The 17,382-nt window shown below is 66.3% G+C and carries 12 protein-coding genes and 1 riboswitch; of the genes, 7 read left to right on the top strand and 5 right to left on the bottom strand.

Features of this window, described 5'->3' with window-relative positions; all coding sequences use genetic code 11:
* Window positions 1-3: 3 nt before the first annotated feature.
* The 3 genes from M2343_RS10755 to M2343_RS10745 all read right to left on the bottom strand — a co-directional run bounded on the left by M2343_RS10755 (window position 4) and on the right by M2343_RS10745 (window position 3,431).
* Window positions 4-474: a DUF3237 domain-containing protein gene (locus M2343_RS10755; RefSeq protein ID WP_264576634.1), complete on the bottom strand. Its 471-nt coding sequence runs from the start codon at window positions 472-474 to the stop codon at window positions 4-6.
* Window positions 475-587: 113 nt separating this feature from the next.
* Complete coding sequence (locus tag M2343_RS10750) at window positions 588-2,192, bottom strand: ShlB/FhaC/HecB family hemolysin secretion/activation protein (RefSeq protein ID WP_264576633.1); 1,605 nt, start codon at window positions 2,190-2,192, stop codon at window positions 588-590.
* A gap of 108 nt (window positions 2,193-2,300) precedes the next feature.
* Window positions 2,301-3,431 (bottom strand): hypothetical protein, encoded by a 1,131-nt coding sequence (locus M2343_RS10745; protein ID WP_264576632.1) that lies wholly within the window; start codon window positions 3,429-3,431, stop codon window positions 2,301-2,303.
* A 202-nt stretch (window positions 3,432-3,633) separates the two neighbouring features.
* A riboswitch (cyclic di-GMP riboswitch) is annotated at window positions 3,634-3,711 on the bottom strand.
* 171 nt (window positions 3,712-3,882) lie between these two features.
* Here M2343_RS10745 and M2343_RS10740 point away from each other — a divergent pair.
* The 5 genes from M2343_RS10740 (at window position 3,883) to M2343_RS10720 (ending at window position 11,198) form a co-directional block, all read left to right on the top strand.
* Entirely contained in the window at window positions 3,883-4,485 is a 603-nt protein-coding gene (locus M2343_RS10740; RefSeq protein ID WP_264574370.1) for a TetR/AcrR family transcriptional regulator, read from the top strand.
* Between the two features lie 325 nt (window positions 4,486-4,810).
* On the top strand, window positions 4,811-5,215 hold the full coding sequence (locus tag M2343_RS10735; protein ID WP_181558624.1) for a hypothetical protein: 405 nt from the start codon (window positions 4,811-4,813) through the stop codon (window positions 5,213-5,215).
* Complete coding sequence (locus M2343_RS10730) at window positions 5,212-6,471, top strand: efflux RND transporter periplasmic adaptor subunit (protein WP_413716017.1); 1,260 nt, start codon at window positions 5,212-5,214, stop codon at window positions 6,469-6,471. The genes M2343_RS10735 and M2343_RS10730 overlap by 4 nt, the downstream gene beginning before the upstream one ends.
* A gap of 126 nt (window positions 6,472-6,597) precedes the next feature.
* Window positions 6,598-9,774: an efflux RND transporter permease subunit gene (locus tag M2343_RS10725; protein ID WP_264576631.1), complete on the top strand. Its 3,177-nt coding sequence runs from the start codon at window positions 6,598-6,600 to the stop codon at window positions 9,772-9,774.
* A gap of 17 nt (window positions 9,775-9,791) precedes the next feature.
* On the top strand, window positions 9,792-11,198 hold the full coding sequence (locus M2343_RS10720) for an efflux transporter outer membrane subunit (protein ID WP_264576630.1): 1,407 nt from the start codon (window positions 9,792-9,794) through the stop codon (window positions 11,196-11,198).
* Between the two features lie 122 nt (window positions 11,199-11,320).
* Here M2343_RS10720 and M2343_RS10715 read toward each other — a convergent pair whose 3' ends face one another.
* A complete protein-coding gene (locus tag M2343_RS10715; protein ID WP_264576629.1) occupies window positions 11,321-13,558 on the bottom strand; it encodes a TonB-dependent receptor in 2,238 nt (745 codons plus the stop codon).
* Between the two features lie 419 nt (window positions 13,559-13,977).
* Between M2343_RS10715 and M2343_RS10710 the strand changes: the two genes are divergently transcribed.
* Window positions 13,978-15,756, top strand: coding sequence for a tannase/feruloyl esterase family alpha/beta hydrolase (locus M2343_RS10710; protein WP_264603883.1), 1,779 nt, complete (start codon window positions 13,978-13,980; stop codon window positions 15,754-15,756).
* A gap of 573 nt (window positions 15,757-16,329) precedes the next feature.
* Window positions 16,330-16,710 carry a hypothetical protein gene (locus tag M2343_RS10705; protein ID WP_264576627.1) on the top strand — a complete coding sequence of 127 codons (381 nt, stop codon included), beginning with the start codon at window positions 16,330-16,332 and terminating at the stop codon, window positions 16,708-16,710.
* A gap of 125 nt (window positions 16,711-16,835) precedes the next feature.
* Here the strand turns inward: M2343_RS10705 and M2343_RS10700 are convergent, their stop codons facing one another.
* Window positions 16,836-17,306 carry a DUF4126 domain-containing protein gene (locus M2343_RS10700; protein ID WP_264576626.1) on the bottom strand — a complete coding sequence of 157 codons (471 nt, stop codon included), beginning with the start codon at window positions 17,304-17,306 and terminating at the stop codon, window positions 16,836-16,838.
* Window positions 17,307-17,382: the final 76 nt, after the last annotated feature.

Raw genomic sequence — 17,382 nt, 5'->3', positions numbered from 1 at the left:
GCTTCAGGTCACCGCATAATAATCGAAGAAGGTCGAATTGCCTCGCCGCTCGGCAATGCCGACGAAGACAGTGCGGTTGAGCCAGGCGTGCCGCCCTTCCGGCGCCTCGAAGCGCGGTGTGATGCGGCAATAATTGTCCTGCTGGTCGACCTGTTCGCCCGCCTCGATCCGCGCCGTCATCTCCGGATTGGCGTAGGCGATGCCGCGATTGTGGATGTAGATCATGGCACCATCATCGGCTTCCAGCATGTAATGCGCCTCGAATTCGACAAGGCCGCTGGACCAGAGACGGGGCCAGTCCCCGCCCGAATAGGGCACGACATGGCCGGAAAGGCGCGGGCCGCTCACCACCCCGCCGGCGAGCGCGACAAAGCCGCGCGTGTAGCTTTGCAGGGCCGGCTGGAACCGCGTGCGCGGTCCTTCGCCGAAATCGAGACGAACGTGGAAAGCCAGGTCGAGCGCCGGAACGTGCACATCATCCTCCCCCGCGAGCGTTCGTGCCGCTCGTCAGATTGATTTTGTCTGCACGCTTGTGCCGGAACCCGTCTGCGAATGCCAAGGCAAAAAAGCGGGAGCCGCGCGTTCGCTTATCGGCGCAATTTCAGAAACCAGCCGATGTTGAAGCGCCAGCCGTCCCCGGCATTGGGAAAGGGCGCCTCGATGACGCGCGCGGCCTCCAGCGAGAGCGAGGCGCGGGTGGTATAGTTGAGGCGCAGCCCACCGCCGGCCGAGGCCATGGAATAGCTGGCCGCCGGGAGGCCGGTGCGGGCGTTGAGACGCACGCGGGCACCATCGACAAAACCGTAGAATTCCGACCCCTGCAGGCGCGTGGGCAGCTTGGGACGCAGGGCCAGTTCGAACAGGCCGGCCATGCCCTTGTCGCCGCTCAGCAGCGCCGTCTCGAACGCGCGGCCGATCTCCGGTCCACCGACCGAGAAGCGCTCGTTCCCGCCGAGCCGGTCGCCGCTATACTGGCCGCTCAGCCGCAGCCGGCCGACGAGGCGCTTGCCGATCATCCGATCATAATTGGCGCGCCCGGCGATCTTGGTGAAGTCGATATCGGTAAAGCCCGGCACACCGCGCGCGCCCAGCATATCGAGGCCCTGGCTGCCGGTGATGGCAAGGCTCAAGGCGCTCTTGTCCGCCACGATCGAGTAGCCGGCGGCCGCGCGCACGGCCCGGATGCGATCGGAGGAAATGACCGATCCGAGATAGGCCGCATCGCTGTTCAGCCCGTCGATGCCGGCGCTGACGGTGAGATTGCGTTTATATCCGCGAATGACGGGGTAGGAGAGGCTGAGCCCAAGCGTCTGTGCCTCGCCGACGATCGCGGGCGCCTGCAGCCGCGTATCCAGCCAGGAGGCCGAGAGGCCGAGAGTGAGGCCGTCCGTGCCGAGCGGCGTCTGGTGGCTGAACCCGGCATAGCGATAGCGCTTCAAATCGGCGGCGCTGAGCAGGGTCAGGTCGCTGCGGTCGCCATCGCGCAGCAGGCTGTAGAATTTGGCCGATGCGCGCCACTGGCCGCTGCCCAGCCCGCTCTGGGTGCGGTTGTCGAAGCCGAAGGAGAAATCGCTATATTCCCGCTCCGGCGTAATCGCGAGGCGAACGCCGCCGGCCTGCGCGCCGCGCAACATATTGGCGTCGATCTTCGCCCCGGGAATGTCGCGCATCAGCGAGAGGCTGCGTTCCAGCGTGCGGCGGCTGAGCGGGTGCTCGCGCGCCAGCGGGGCAGCATAGGCCTGGATGAGGGGTGAGGCGCCCTTGGGATAAGCGATATCCTCGATAAACCCTTCGGCCAGCAGCACGCGGACATGGCCGTCAGCCAGATCCTGCTGCGGAATGGCGACCGTATAGAGCGCGATGCCGGTCTTGGCATAGGCTTCGGAAATCCTCTTGGCGAGGGCGCCCAGGGTCTCGCGCGTGGCCGGCTGGCCGATGAAGGCCCGGGCGGCCTCGGCGACGGGCGCCGGCGCATCGACGCCGGAAAAGGTCACGCTGCGGATCGGCGCGGCGGTGGCCTGCGCCTCGACGTCCACCTGGCCTGTCGGATCATCCGCAGGCGGCCGCTCCTGTGCGGGCAGCACCGGGGCGGGTCCGGGTTGGCTTTGATCGATGAGGGGCGGTGTCAGGCCGCTGCCCGTGGGCTGGGCGATGGCGATCAGCGCAATGGCTGCAGGCAGGAGCGCGACCATATGGACCTTTCGGAATGGGAGCGGTGGGTGCGCGGCGGGTCTTGAGACCGCCCGCCGCGCACCGCAGGGAAGTTGCGCCGAGGTTGGCGACTTGAGGCGGGTAGTTGTTTAGCGGCCCAACCCCAGAGACGTGCCGATCGTGTTCAACGTGCCGGTCACGGGCGCCAGCAATCCGCCAGTTGTCGTCGTGCCGGTCCCTGCGCCTGCACCGGCTTCAACGCTGCCCCCAACGCCCAGCGCACCGCCGACCGAGCCGACCGTGGCACCGACCGTGCCGAGAACGCCGCCATTTACGTCGCCGCCCGTGGCCGTTCCGCCGCCAAGCACGCCGCCGCCTGAGACGTCACCGCCCACGGCGCCACCGACAGACCCGACGGTCGAACTCACCGCGCCAAGCACGCCACCCACGGCCCCCGTGCCACCGCCGGGCAGGGACGCGCCGTTCGGCAGCACATTGGCGTTGACCAGCGCCGGATCGCCGCTCCCCAGCAGCTGATTGCCGCCGAGCGCGACATTCAGCAGATTGTCGGAAATGCCGCCGGTGGGCGCCGTAATGTTGGTCACGCGCACATCGGCGATGCCGTTCACGGTGGCCAACGCGGTATTGCCTGCGTTCAGCACGCCGGCGGATGCGAGCGTGCCCGTCGGCTGGGTGTCGCCAAGCACGCCGACGCCGATCGCGCCTGCGGTGCCATCAAGACCGTTGGTTACGGTGCGACCGCCAACGTCGATGGACACGACATCGCCGACCACGCCTTGCGCGCCTTGCAGCAGCAGCGTGCGGCCCTCGCCGGCATCGACCAGCACCGTCCCGGTATCCTGCAGCACCCGCGTGATCGTGCCGGTCACGGGCTGCGTGACTGGCAAGGCAGCGGCGATGGGGGTGGTCACGCCTTGCTGGCCATCCGCCACGCCGAGCACGGCATTGCCGGCCGTCGCCAGAACCGGGGAGACCTGCGTGACGACGCCCCCAGCCAGACCGCCGCCGGTGCTGCCGCCGCCATCGGCCGAACCGCCGCCGCCGGTATTCCCGCCGCCAGTATTTCCACCGCCCGTGTTCCCACCGCCAGTGTTTCCACCGCCGGTGTCAGTCCCGCCCCCGCCATTGTTGCTGCCGCCATCGCTGCCGCCACCCGACCCGGGCGCTGGCGAGCCGACATTGGCGTAGCGGGAATAACCGCTGGTCTCGCAGGCGCTCAGCAGCATGGCGAGCGCGGAGCAGGCGGCTATGGCGGGCATGGCCCGGCATAGTCGTGACGTTCTGTTGGATCGGAATGTCGTCGTGGAAAGAACCTGAGCCATTGCGTCATCTCCTGTCAGGCTTGCAGCCGGGCTGGAGACGGAGCTATCCGATGGCAGGCCCACGTAGCGCGGAGCGGTGTGGAGCGATCATAGCCAGAGCGAGGCGTAGACACGCACACACAGCTCCGACCTCGGCTCCTTCGGCAACCCCGCTACCTTGAACCCAAGGCCGGAAGCTTTGCGTCACGGCGTCACCACCGCTTTGCCATTATCGGGATCGGAGTGATCCTGCGCTTGAAATGTCAAGCTCTGGAAAAGGTTCATGGAAAAGAGTCTGAACTTAACTTTTATCATGCCTGGGAGAACGTGCCGCTCGAGCGGGACCGTCCTGGCTCCCTTCGTCGCACCGGACTCGACAAGCCCGTCGAGGAATTCTATACCGTCCGATATGGAACAGACCGCCATCAGGGGTCGGCCCCGCGAATTTTGCTGCGAGCAGGCGCTTGCGGCCGCGTTGCGTGTGTTTTGGACCAAGGGTTATGAGGGCGCGTCGCTCAGCGAACTGACGGACGCGATGGGGATCACCCGCCCGAGTCTCTATGCCGCGTTCGGCAACAAGGAGGCCCTGTTCCGCCAGGCGCTCGATCTCTACGAGCGGGAAAAGCTGGCCTATATCGGTCCGGCGCTGGATATGCCCACCGCGCGCGGCGTGGCGCAGCATCTGCTCGATGGCGCACTCTCCACGATTGCCGGCAATGGCCAGCCGACCGGCTGCCTCAGCGTGATCAGCGTCACCGCCTGTGGCGCGGAAGCGCAATCGATCCGTGAGGAAGTGCTCAAGCGCGGCGAGACCGTGAAGCGGGCATTGGTGGCCCGGATGCAGCGCGCCATCGACGAGGGCGAGTTTGTCGGGCCCGCCGATGCGGAAGCGATCACGAAATATCTCATCGCCGTTTTGCAGGGCATGGCGGTTTTGGCTGGCTCCGGCACCACACGGGAGGAGCTGGAGCGCGTTGCCGAGACGACTATGGGGATGTGGCCTAGCCGCTGAAGCGCCTGGGGACCCAAGACCGATTTTGCGCGCTGCAAAATAAAATATCGGTCGGTACAAAAAACCGGGTTGACGCCTGAACATCCGATTAATATACCAGTCAGTACAGAAGGCATGGGGGTGCGTGCGGCTTGGCCGGGCGCGTTCTGCTTGCCCGACTTGATTTGACAGCAATTTCATAGGTTCTGGTTTCGGGACGGACGCGCCGGTCGCGCACCGTCTTTCCCGGATCGATCCCTGGCATCCGCGATGCGCGCGCCCGGCAGCACTGGCTGTCCGGGGCTGCCCCGTCGTGCCTGCCGGGGAAGCAGGAGGAGACACGGTGATGGCATATCTGGATCTGAGAGATGGCGGGGCACGGGCGATGGTCCCGGGTGTCACTGCATCGGAGGCTGCAAGCCTTCAGGTGCAGGATGGCCACCTCCTTCCGGTCGAGTGGACGATTGTCCGCCTTGCGCGGGAAGACGGGTTGTCTTCGCTGCGCGAGGAGAGCCGCCTGGGCCGCCTGCTGCGCCTCGTTTTCGGCTTCCGCCGTGCCATGCCGCTGGCGAGCGCGCGCCTCGAAGCGCTGCGGCGCATCGCGGTGCTGAGCTGGCACCATGGCTACAACATCGCCCCATCCGAGCTCGGTCGCTTTTACGAGGCCGGCTATACGACCCATCAATATGAGACGCTGCTCCGCCACATCGGCGCCCTGCGTCTGTCGATCAAGCGGAGGAACCGCGCATGAACATGCTCAAGAAACTCAGCCCGGCGGAAGCCACGCCCATCGAGGCCGGCGCCACGCGGCGCCGCTCGCTGACCCGCGCCGCCTGGGTGGCGCTGCCGGTGCTCGCCATTGCCGGGGGCTATGCGCTGATGCGCCCGTCGCCCCCGGCCCAGGCCGCGATGGCGGCACCCACCGTCACCGTCTCTGCGCCGCTCGCACGCGAGATCATGCTGTGGGACGATTATGTCGGCCGGTTCGAGCCGAGCCGTGCGGTCGAGGTGCGTCCGCGCATTTCCGGCCAGATCACGGCCGTGCATTTCACGGACGGGCAGATGGTCCGCGCTGGCCAGCCGCTCTTCACCATCGATCCGCGCCCCTTCCAGGCTGCGCTGGCCGAGGCGCGCGCTGGTGTCGCCACGGCCCAGAGCGATCTCGCGCTGGCCCGCAGCGATCTTGAGCGCGCCGAACGGCTGGTGGCGGTAGAAGCCGTTTCCAAGAGCGAAGTCGACCGGCTCCGCGCCCGCGTCTCGGCAGCATCGGCTGCGCTGGCCGGTGCGCAGGCCCGTGCCCGCAGTCGCGCGCTGGACCTTGAGTTCACCACCGTGCGCGCGCCCATTGGCGGCCGCATCTCGGATCGGCGGATCGACCCCGGCAACCTCGCCTCATCGGGAGAGGGCGCATCCGGCACGTTGCTCACCACCATCAACGCGCTCGATCCGATCTACTTTACCTTCGAGGGGTCCGAGGCGCTGTTCCTCAAAACCAAGCGTGATGCCGATGCCGACGCTACCCCGGTCGAGATCAAGCTGCAGGACGAGAATGCCTATCGCTGGAAGGGCAAGCTCGATTTCACCGACAACGGCCTCGATCCGCGCTCGGGCACCATTCGCGCCCGCGCCGTGCTGCCCAATCCCGATCTGTTCCTGACGCCCGGCATGTTCGGTAACATGCGCCTCTCCACCGGCTCTGCCACTCGCGCGCTGTTGGTGCCGGACACCGCCGTGCAGACCGATCAGGCGCGCAAGACGCTGCTCGTCGTCGGCAAGGATGGCACCGTCGCCGCCAAGCCGATCGAGCTTGGGCCGGTTGTCGATGGCCTGCGCGTCGTGCGGGCCGGGCTGGATCCCGCGGATCAGGTGGTGATCGTTGGCACCCAGCTCGCCATGCCCGGCGGCAAGGTGCAGGTCCGCAAAGGCCGCATTGTGCCCGAGACGCAGCCCGCGACGCCTGCCGCCGCGACCGCGCTGATGTCCGGCCAGGCCACGTTTACGCGCTAGATCATGATCGGCTTCGCCTGAAGCCGATCATGATCCGGTCCCTTTTGCTTTCCGCATGTTCGAGCCGTCAGGTGAAGCCGCCTGACCCGGACATGCTCTGAGCGCTGCCCCCGAGGAGAGCTCCTCATGCGTCTGTCCCGTTTCTTCATCGACCGGCCGATCTTCGCGGCGGTCATCGCCGTCATCATCACGATCATCGGCGCGATCAGCTATTTCTTCCTGCCTGTCTCGCAATATCCCGAGGTGGTGCCGCCGACGGTGACAGTCTCGGCCATGTATCCCGGCGCCTCTGCCGAGACCGTGGCGGAAACCGTCGCCAGCCCGATCGAGCAGGAGATCAACGGCGTCGAGAACATGCTCTATCTCTCGTCGCAATCGACGGGGGACGGGCGCGTGGTCGTCACCGTCACCTTCAAGCAGGGCACGGACCTCGATGAGGCGCAGGTTCTGGTGCAGAACCGCGTCGCCATTGCCGAGCCGCGCCTGCCGCAGGAGGTGCAGCGCCTCGGCATCGTTACCAAGAAGACCTCGCCGGACTTCCTGCTGGTGGTGAACCTCATTTCGCCCGATGGCTCGCTCAATCGCGAGTATATTTCCAATTACGCGCAGACCCGCATCAAGGACCGGCTGGCCCGCATCGAGGGCGTGGGCGACGTGCAGCTGTTCGGCTCGCGCGATCTCTCCATGCGCGTGTGGATCGATCCGCGCCGTGCGGCGGCGCTGGGTCTGACGGCCGGCGACATCGTTTCCGCGCTGCGCCAGCAGAATGTGCAGGTCGCGGCCGGCACGCTCGGCCAGCCCCCCTCGGGCGGATCGGCCTTCCAGCTCAATGTCGAGACGCAGGGTCGCTTCACCGATCCGCAGCAGTTCGCCAATGTCGTCATCCGCACCGACGATCAGGGCCGGCAGGTCCGCGTCTCCGATGTCGCGCGCGTTGAGCTGGGCGCCGAGGATTACGGCACGTCGGCCTACCTCGGCGACAAGGACAGCGTCATCATCCCCGTCTTCCAGATGCCGGGATCGAACGCGCTGGCCGCTGCCGAGGCGATCAAGGCCGAGATGAACGTCCTGGCCAAGGACTTCCCGCAGGGCCTTGAATATCGCATCGTCTACAACCCCACCGAGTTCATCCAGAAGTCCATCGACGAGGTCGTGAAGACGCTGGTCGAGGCGGTGATCCTCGTCGTGCTCGTTATCATCGTCTTCCTGCAGAAATGGCGGGCGGCGCTGATCCCGGTGCTGGCGATCCCGGTCTCGCTCATCGGCACCTTCGCGGTGCTCGCGGGCATGGGCTATTCGATCAACAACCTCTCGCTGTTCGGCCTCGTGCTCGCCATCGGCATCGTCGTTGATGACGCCATCGTCGTGGTCGAGAATGTCGAGCGCAATCTGGAGAACGGGATGACCCCGCTCCAGGCGGCGCGCACCTCCATGGATGAGGTGGGCGGGGCGCTGATTGCCATCGTGCTGGTGCTGTGCGCCGTGTTCGTGCCGACCTTGTTCATCGGCGGCATGTCCGGCGCCTTCTACCAGCAGTTCGCGATCACCATCTCGGCCGCGACGATCATCTCGCTGGTCCTCTCGCTCACTTTGTCGCCCGCCTTCGCGGCGCTGCTGCTGCGGCACCGCCATGCCTTGCCGGAGGGCGCGCCGCGCTGGCGCCAGCTCACCGAGCGGGCGGGCGATGCGTTCAATCGCGGGTTCGACCGGTTCAGTGCCCGTTATGCGACCCTGACCGCGCGGCTGGTCCGCCAGCCCAAGAAGATCATGGCGGCTTATGTCGGGCTGATCGCGGTGACCGTCGCTGCGCTGGTCTACACGCCGTCGGGCTTCATCCCGGCGCAGGACCAGGGCTATTTCTTCACGATCATCCAGCTGCCACCCGGCTCCTCCACCGCGCGTACCGATGCGGCGATGAAGAAGGTCGCCGAGCGGATGCTGCCCATTCCGGGCATCACCAACGCTGTCATGCTCTCGGGCTTCGACGGCGCCTCGGAGACGCGCAACGCCAGCTCATCGGCGGCATACTGGGTGCTCGATGATTTCGACGAGCGCGCCGCCAAGGGCCAGACCATCGACAAGCTGATGGAGGAAGCGCGCAAGGCGACCGCCGACATCAGCGAGGCGCGCCTGATGATCGTCAAGCCGCCGCTCATCCGCGGCATCGGCTCGGCGGGCGGCTTCCGCCTGATGGTGCAGGATCGCGAGGGCGCCGGCTACAAGGCGCTCGAGCAGGCGGCCTACAGCGTGATCGGCCCGGCCAACCAGACGCCCGGACTCTCGTTCGTCTACACCTTCTTCGACACTGCGACGCCGCGCATCTTCGCGGATATCGACCGCGAGAAGGCGCAGATGCTCGGCGTGCCGCCGGAGCGGGTGTTCGAGACCCTCCAGATCTATCTGGGCTCGGCCTTCGTCAATGACTTCAACCTGCTTGGCCGCACCTATCGGGTGACCGCGCAGGCGGACGAAGCCTTCCGGCGCACCACGGCGGACATCGCCAGCTTGCAGACGCGCTCGGACTATAACCAGATGGTGCCGATCGGCTCGATCGCCACCTTCCGGGATACCACCGGGCCGTATCGCGTGCAGCGCTATAATCTGGCGCCCGCTGTCGCCATCGATGGCGATACCGCGCCCGGCGCATCCTCGGGTCAGGCGCTGGATGCCATGGAGCAACTCGCCAATGCCAATCTGCCGCGTGGCTTCAGCCATGAGTGGACCGGCATCGCCTATCAGCAGAAGACAGCCGGCAACACCGCGGGACTCGTCTTCGGTCTGGCCGTGCTGCTCGTCTTCCTGGTGCTAGCGGCGCAATATGAGAGCCTTGTCATGCCGCTCGCGATCATTCTGATCGTGCCGATGTCGGTGCTGGCGGCTCTGGTGGGCGTCAACTTGCGCGGCATGGACAATAACGTCCTCACGCAGATCGGCATGATCGTGCTCGTGGCGCTGGCTGCCAAGAACGCGATCCTCATCGTCGAGTTCGCCCGGCAGGGCGAGCAGAACGGCATGACCACGCTGGATGCCGCCGTCCACGCTGCCGGGCAGCGCCTGCGGCCGATCCTGATGACCAGCTTTGCGTTCATCCTGGGTGCGGTGCCGCTGGTGCTGGCCACCGGAGCAGGCGCGGAGCTGCGGCAGGCTCTGGGCACGGCGGTTTTCTTCGGCATGGCCGGCGTCACCATCTTCGGCCTCATCTTCACGCCCACTTTCTACGTCGTGAGCCGCGCGCTCGGCGACCGGATCGCACGCCTGCGCGGGCGGTCCGGCGGCGATGCCGTGCCGGCCCCCGCCGAGTGAGTGAGGAGGACCCTATCATGACTGCTCATCGCATCTTCGCACCTCTTGTTTCCGCGCTGGCGCTTTCAGCGTGCGCGGTGGGGCCGGACTACGTCGCCCCCACGCCCCCCTCGGCGTCCTCCGGCCCCTTTCTTTCCGCCGCGTCCCCGGCCTTTGCGCCGGCCCCGGTCCAGCCGGACTGGTGGCGGCTCTACAATGACCCCGTGCTGGACGGGCTGGTCACCGACGCGCTTGCTGCCAATACGGATGTGCGCATCGCGCTCGCCCGGCTGGAAAAGGCCCGCGCCGGACTGCGCGGTGCCCGGGCGGATCGCCTGCCGCGCACCGATCTCTCGGCCAGTGGGGATTATGGCCGCCTGCCCGCGAGCCAGCGCGCGCCGGGAGCGCCGCGTGAGAATTGGGCGCTCGATGCCGGACTGTCGGTTTCCTATGAGGTCGATCTGTTCGGGCGGGTGAGCCGGGGCGTGGAAGCCGCGCGCGGCGATGCCGATGCGGCCGCCGCCGATGCCGACGCCGTGCGCGTCGCCGTCGTCGCCGATACCACGCGGGCTTATGCCGATGCCGCCTCGGGCGCGGCGCAACTGGCCGTCAATCGCGAGATCGTGGGCCTGCTCGACCGGTTGCTGGACCTGACCGGGAAGCGGCGTGAGGCGGGGCTCGCGACCACGCTCGATGTCTCGCGGATCGCCGCCTTGCGCGACCAGCGCGCCGCCGACATTCCGCTCATCGAGGCGCAGCGTCAGGCCGCGCTCTTCCGCCTCGCCACGCTCACCGGCCGGACCCCGGACGCCTTGCCGGAGATTGCCGGCCAGCGCAGCATCGGGCTGGAAATCCGTCAGGCCATTCCGGTCGGGGATGGGGCCACCTTGCTTGCCCGCCGCCCGGATGTGCGCGCGGCCGAGCGTCGTCTCGCTGCCGATACCGCGCGCATCGGCGTCGCCACGGCGGACCTTTATCCGCGCATCAGCCTCGGCGGTTCGGGCGGATCGACCGGCAATGACATTGGCGCGATGTTCGGCGGTGGCCCACTGCGCTGGCTGCTGGGTGGCCTTATCAGCTGGTCCTTCCCCAATCAGGAAGCCGCCCGCGCGCGCATTGCCGGCGCACGGGCGGACAGCGATGCCGCGCTTGCCGCCTTCGACGGCGCGGTGCTCAACGCGCTGGAGGAAACCGAGACGGCGCTCTCGACCTACGGCCACGCGCTGGAGCGCCGCCAACGCCTGCAGGCGGCCCGCGATTCCGCTGGCGCCGCCGCGCGCATCACCCGTGCCCAGCAGCGCGAGGGCGCCATCGACTCCCTCCAACTGCTCGACACCGAGCGCACCTTTGCAGAGGCAGAAGCCGCGCTCGCCGCGCAGGATGCCGAGGTCGCGCGCGCGCAGATCGATGTGTTCCGGGCGCTCGGCGGGAGCTGGGCGAGCTGAGCGCGGGGGCGCCATCGTTTGAAACGGAAGGACCGGCGATGCCTCTGCACCGCCGGTTCATCTCTTGGGAGAGCTGGTGACCGGCGACGACGAAGTGCCGCGCTCACCTGTGCTTTCCTCGCTTAAAAGTCGTAGCGGACTCGCACGCCATATTCGCGCGGAGCGCCGTAGAACTCATTGTCGCCGAACTGGCCGGAGACATAGGTTTCGTCGGTCAGGTTAGTGCCATAGGCTTCGACCAGCAGATCACCCTTCTGCACGCCGAGCCGGGCGCCGAGCAGTCCCCGTGAGGGCAGCCGGTCGCTGATCGGCGAGTAGCCGATATATGTCCATTGCGGGCCGACATAGGCATAGCTGACGCTTGGCGTGATCTTCGCATCGCCCACCCACAGATCGTAGCGCGCACCCAGATTATAGGTCCATTTGGGCGAGTAGAGATTGGAGCCGCCGCCAGTGGTGCGCAGAAACGGGGTGTAGTCGATGCAGGTCGGCGGATTGGATGCCTGGCCTGTTGGGCACTGCACGGCCGGGGTTACGCCCGGGAATGCGCGGGCGTAAGCGCGCGTGTCCACGAAGGTCACGTCGCCCAGCTCGGAATCCACAAAGGCCACGCCCGCATCGAAGGTGAAGCCGGAGACCCGCGCCTGCACCTGCGCCTCGATGCCCTTCACCTTGGCATCGGTGAGGTTTGTCACCGCCGTCTGTCCGGTCGCCGGGTCGAGAGCGTCGAACTGGAAGGCATTATAGTCATAATAGAAGGCGCCAAGCTGGGTGCGCACTGCACCGCCCAGCATCGTCGCTTTCCAGCCGATTTCATAATCGATCACCGTTTCCGGATCGAACTCGGAGACCAGCGAGTTAGAACCGCCCGGCTTGTAACCACGCGCGACGAAGGCATAGAACAGGTTGTTCTCGTCCGGCGTCCAGTTGAGCGAGACCTTGCCGGTCATCCGCCCGTCCTTGTGGTCGCCGCTCAGATCCGCCACCTGCAAGCCGTTTGGCGGGAAGGTGGGGATGCCCCGACCGATCGAGACGCTGCCGCCGCCGGTCACCGAGAAGTGCGAGTAGCGCGCGCCCACGTCCAGCGCGAGTTGCGGCGTGATCTTGTACGTCACCTGGCCGAAGACGCCGGTGGTGGTCTTGTCATTGTCGATCAGAATGTCCGTCGGGAAGCCATTCGAGCGGTTCTCGATGATCACGTCGATCCGGTTGCGCTGATAATAGCCACCGACGATCCACGAAAGATCCTGATCGGTCGGCGAGATGATGTTGAACTCCTGCGTCCACACCCGCTCGCGCACGAACTGTTGCTGCGTCGAAACCGCGAGGCGCGTCGAATCCGCCAGGCTATAGCGCGCGGCATTGGTCGCATCGCTGTCGTAGAGGTTGAAGATGCGCTTGTTCTGGTAGCCGCTGAGCGAGCGCAAGGTGATGCCCGATCCCAGCTCGTAGCGCAGTTCCAGTGAGGCCTGGATTGCCTTCTCGTCATTCTGCGTCGGCGTATCATAGTCGATCAGGCGCGGGTCGCTGGTCCGATAGGCCGCATAGGCGGTGCCGGTAATGGGGCGGTAGGCATAGCCGCCAGTTTCCTTGTCCGCGGCTTCCAGCTTGAACAGCGCCTGGAAGCTCTCGGTCGGCTTCCACAACGCACCGAAGCGGCCGGATAGCTCATCGAGCCGACCGGCCGAGCTGCCGGCGGAGCCGATGTCGGTGTAGAAGGAATCGCGCGTGCGCCATTTGCCGGCGCCGCGAATGGCCAGCGTGCGCGAGAGCGGCAGGTTGAGCACCGCTTCCACGCTGCGCGCGTCATAATTGCCGATCGAGCCCTCGATGGAGCCTTCCACGCCCGCAAGATTGGGGTTGCGGGTGTTGATGAAGATTGCGCCGCCGGTCGAGTTGGAGCCGACGAAGGTGCCCTGCGGCCCGCGCAGCACTTCCACCGTGGCAATGTCGTAGAAGCTGGAGGTGGTGACGATGGGCGGCTGGAAGATGCCGTCCACATAGGTCGCCACGCCGTTTGCCACGGCGGGCGATCCGCTGGCGAGGCCGATGCCGCGAATGTTGACGTTCTGCGTCAGTCCGGCATCGGTGACGGAGAGCGAGGGCACCACGGTCTGCAGCTCGTCCACCCGGGTGACGCCCTTCTCCACCAGCCCCTGGCCTGAGAGCGCGGTGGCGGCAACGGCGACCTTCTGGAGATTTTCCTCGCGCCGTTGCGCGGTGACGATGATCTCTTCCAGACCCTCGCCTTGCTGCGGGTTTTGCTGCGCCAGTGCGGGTGCCATCGCAACCACGCATGTCGTTGACGAAAGCAACGTCAGCAGTGCGCGGACGGCATAAACCTGTCGATTGGCTTCCATATCCTCCCTCTCCCTTGTCTATTTCCCCGGCCTCCTTTGGCTATTGTGCCTTCAGGTGCGCGCGAGGCTTCTCATTTTCATTTTCAGTCCGCCGACTGCGCCTTTGCCTCATCCATTTTTGGCGGCTTCCATGAGCCTGGCAGAGGATCGCGACGTGCTGTGCTATTGGTCTATGAGGTTTCGTTTGTTTCGGCGAATCCTTTCATTTATATGAAAAAGAAAATAGTCTGCCTGTGGCGCGCGGTCCACAGTTGCCTCTGAGCGAGAATGGGGAGGGGCGTGCAATGGAAATCATCATCGCGGCCACACCCCGACAGTTCCCGGACAGAGTCATTCTGCACGAAATTTGTAATCGATTGCTGATTCGCTGTCACGCGTTTACTGTGAGGGCGCCTTGTGGAGAGGAGCGGAAGACCGTCATGACCATGCATCGCCTTATGTTTGCGCCGCTTGCGGCCATCCTCGCGCTTCTTCCTCATCAGCTCCGGGCCACCGAGGCCCCGCCGTCGGGCACGACCTCCGCAATGCCCGCCGCGACCATCGCAGATGCCACCGCCCGATGCGCCGCGCTCGGGGCAAGGATGGCGGGTCATTGGCCGGATGCCTCCACCCGGCTGCTCAGCGCGAGCTTCAATCCCGCCGGCCCCGCGCCGGTGCCGCCCGGCCCTCCCGGCATGAGGCCCCCGCCAGTCGAGCTACCGCCTCATTGCGCCATCGTCGGCGCGATGCGTGCCCATACCGGCGTCGATGGCCAGGCCTATGCGATCAGGTTTCATCTGCGCCTGCCGGTGGCATGGAACGGGCGGTTCTTCTTTTCGGGCGGGGGCGGCACCAATGGCGAGCTGGGCGACGCTATTGGCCGGCTGACCGCCGCAGCGCCGGCCTTGGTTCAGGGCTATGCCGTGCTTTCGCAGGATAGCGGGCACGATAATGCGACCAATAGCGATCCCGCGCGCGGCGGCGCGAGCGCCTTCGGTTTCGATCCGCAGGCGCGCGCCGATTATGGCGGCACCTCGCTGCCGGTCGTCACCCATGCGGCCAAGGCGGCGATCCGCCAGTTCTACGGCAGCGACCCCCGCCAGAGCTATTTCGTCGGCTGCTCCAAGGGCGGGCAGGAGGGCATGATGCTCGCCCAGCGCTACCCGGATCTGTTCGACGGGATTGTCGCCGCCGCGCCCGGCTTCTCGCTGCCCAAGGCCGCGATCGCCGAGGCGTGGAACACGCAGGCCTTCGCCTCCGTCGTGCAGGCATCGGGCAAGCCGGTCACGCTCGCCAATCTGCGCGCGAGTTTCAGCATGGGCGATCTCGCGCTGGTCGGGCAGGCCGTGCGCACCGCTTGCGACGCGCTCGACGGCACGACCGATGGCCTGATCGGCGCGGTCGGCCAGTGCACCTCCGCCAGGGTGCTGCCGCAGTTGCGCGCCAGCCTGTGCAAGGGTGACAAGGCCGAGGGCTGCCTCTCCCAGCCACAGCTCGACGCGCTGGTGCGCATTCACGAGGGCGCGCGGGACAGCAAGGGCGCGCAAATCTATCCTGGTTTCCCGTGGGATGCCGGCTGGGCGGACATGGGCTGGCGTATCTGGATGCTGGGCACGCCCGATGGCAGCGTGCCGCCGATCAATGTCGCCATGGGTCTGCCTTCGCTTGCCGCCGTCTTCATGACGCCGCCGACGCTGGCCGGCGCCACTCCCGACGAATTGCTGGCCTGGGCCATGCGCCTCGACATGGATCGTGCTCGCGCCGGCGTCGAGGCGGTGGCGCCGCCGTTCACGCGCTCGGCCTGGCAGGATATCGGCGCGCGCTCCAGCGACCTTGATGCGTTTCGCGCGCGGGGCGGCAAGCTCATCGTGCCGCATGGCATGTCGGACCCGGTGTTCTCGGTGAACGACACGCTGGCCTGGTGGGGCGAGGTCGATGCCCGGTACAAGGGCGCCGCGCGCGAGTTCGTGCGCGTCTTCCCGGTGCCCGGCATGGGCCATTGCGCCGGCGGCCCGGCGACGGATCAATATGATGCCTTCGCTGCCCTCGTCGCGTGGGTGGAGCAGGGCAAGCGGCCCGATCAGTTGAGCGCAACCGCTGGGCCGATGTCCGGCCTCAACGGCATCCAGCGCCCTATCTGCGCGGCGCCCGCGATCGCCCGGCGGACGGGCGACACATCGGATCAGTCTGCGGCGCAGATCAGTTGCACGCAGCCCTGAGCACCGACGGTCGCGCTGTCTCCCCCGTCCGGGCGCGGCCGTCGTTGCAAGGATAGGCGCGAAGTCCGTCTGCCAGACCGTCGCGGCGTGCGCCTGCCATGTGGGATGAGGGGCAGCGCCTCCAATCCCGCGTTCGTCGGCATTTTAAGGAAATGGCCCGCGGTCATGTGGACAAATTCCTGTGCGACGGGACATCTGCGAAGGGGCGGCCGCGATCGCTCGGTCCACGCCGAAATGCGATCTCTGCCGATTTTCCCCGTTCGTGCTGAGTAGGGTCTGAGGTGCGCCGCAGGCGCGTACAGAAGAGCCGTATCGAAGCATTGCAGCGCACGGCTGGTCCTTCGATACGCCGCTTCGACAAGCTCAGCAGCTACTCAGGACGAACGGAGGGAATGCCGGCAATGGCGTCGCGCCTGACCAGTCCGGTTTCAACACCAAAGTCGGACCACAGTCATAGCCGCTTTGAAGAGGTGACGAAGGACGGATGAGCGGCCAGTTTGACTTGGTAAACGGACATCCCGATTGTGGTCTTCTGGCTTGAACCGCAGATGAGAGCGGCGGTAGCATCACGATATGACCATCGCTTCGTTTAAGCATCATCTTCAAACAGCGATGCCTTTTGGCTGTCTGCCTAGCGTCCTTCTCTTTGTTGAGATGGGATTCGCTGTGTTTGTTGGCAACATCATGGGCGATTGTGAAGCTGGATCGGGTTGCCACGATAACGATGGCTTTCACATCCTGAACGGGGTCATGTGGACGCTAGTCATCGCGATGTCGATTGGAGTAGGGACCTGGCTGGCGTCGGCGGTTTTGAAAATGGCCTTGCGACCTTTGATTGGCTCGGTCGCGACCAATCTCCTTCTAGTAATTATGTCGCTGCTTGTCGTGTGGCTTTGCTTCAATCCGGCAATGGACTTCGTCCTCAAAACCACAACCCTCGCCGGTAATCTGTAAGTCGCCTTCAGGACATTCCAGCGCTAAAAGAATGTCCGCAAAGTCGTCGTACCGGGAATGGCAGCTCACCAACCGAGATATCGGACAACGGCCACCCACCGCAGCAACCAACCTTTCCCGCGCCGCTAGGTCGCTCGTTCAAGCCCGGCGACGCTGGGGCTCGCAATCGCAAGGCCGCTGCCGAGCACGAGGGCGTCCTCGACAAAGCCGGTCGCGGTCTGCCCATAACGCCGCATCGCCGCGCAGCGCAGTCGCCATCCGATGTAGGATGAGGCCAGCGCCGTCCCGACCGCGACGGCCGTGCCCAGCCCACGGCGGCCGCGTGGCGCCAGGGCGGCGCCGGCGTAGGCCGCCGTCACGCTGCGCACGGCGAGGCCGATCGGCACGATCCGGTCGGGTGCGCTCTTCATCTTGTCGCCGGCCATCTCCGCCGCCGCCAGCGACGCCGTGCCCGCCGCGATCAGCGGATTGCGCAACAAGCCCTGCAAGGGCAGCACCACAGGAATATCCCCCTTGCGCGTACCCGTCGCCACTGCCGCCAAGGGCGTCATGCCACGCTGCCCGGCCACCAGGCCGATGAGGAAGGATCGGATCATGTCGGGTTCTCCGTAGATGGGTTCGTCTTGAGAACCGACGCGGCACGGGGATCGTTCCGGGGCGTGAGTATTCTTG

The organism is Sphingobium sp. B8D3B (assembly GCF_025961875.1).
Taxonomy (GTDB): Bacteria; Pseudomonadota; Alphaproteobacteria; order Sphingomonadales; family Sphingomonadaceae; genus Sphingobium.
This window is presented reverse-complemented; position numbering and strand designations above follow the sequence as displayed.

Excerpts from the sequence above, each read along its gene's own strand:
- M2343_RS10750 (WP_264576633.1), bottom strand. The coding sequence starts at position 2,192 with ATGGTCGCGCTCCTGCCTGCAGCCATTGCGCTGATCGCCATCGCCCAG.
- M2343_RS10745 (WP_264576632.1), bottom strand. The coding sequence starts at position 3,431 with ATGCCCGCCATAGCCGCCTGCTCCGCGCTCGCCATGCTGCTGAGCGCC.
- M2343_RS10740 (WP_264574370.1), top strand. The coding sequence starts at position 3,883 with ATGGAACAGACCGCCATCAGGGGTCGGCCCCGCGAATTTTGCTGCGAG.
- M2343_RS10735 (WP_181558624.1), top strand. The coding sequence starts at position 4,811 with ATGGCATATCTGGATCTGAGAGATGGCGGGGCACGGGCGATGGTCCCG.
- M2343_RS10730 (WP_413716017.1), top strand. The coding sequence starts at position 5,212 with ATGAACATGCTCAAGAAACTCAGCCCGGCGGAAGCCACGCCCATCGAG.
- M2343_RS10725 (WP_264576631.1), top strand. The coding sequence starts at position 6,598 with ATGCGTCTGTCCCGTTTCTTCATCGACCGGCCGATCTTCGCGGCGGTC.
- M2343_RS10720 (WP_264576630.1), top strand. The coding sequence starts at position 9,792 with ATGACTGCTCATCGCATCTTCGCACCTCTTGTTTCCGCGCTGGCGCTT.
- M2343_RS10715 (WP_264576629.1), bottom strand. The coding sequence starts at position 13,558 with ATGGAAGCCAATCGACAGGTTTATGCCGTCCGCGCACTGCTGACGTTG.
- M2343_RS10710 (WP_264603883.1), top strand. The coding sequence starts at position 13,978 with ATGACCATGCATCGCCTTATGTTTGCGCCGCTTGCGGCCATCCTCGCG.
- M2343_RS10705 (WP_264576627.1), top strand. The coding sequence starts at position 16,330 with ATGACCATCGCTTCGTTTAAGCATCATCTTCAAACAGCGATGCCTTTT.
- M2343_RS10700 (WP_264576626.1), bottom strand. The coding sequence starts at position 17,306 with ATGATCCGATCCTTCCTCATCGGCCTGGTGGCCGGGCAGCGTGGCATG.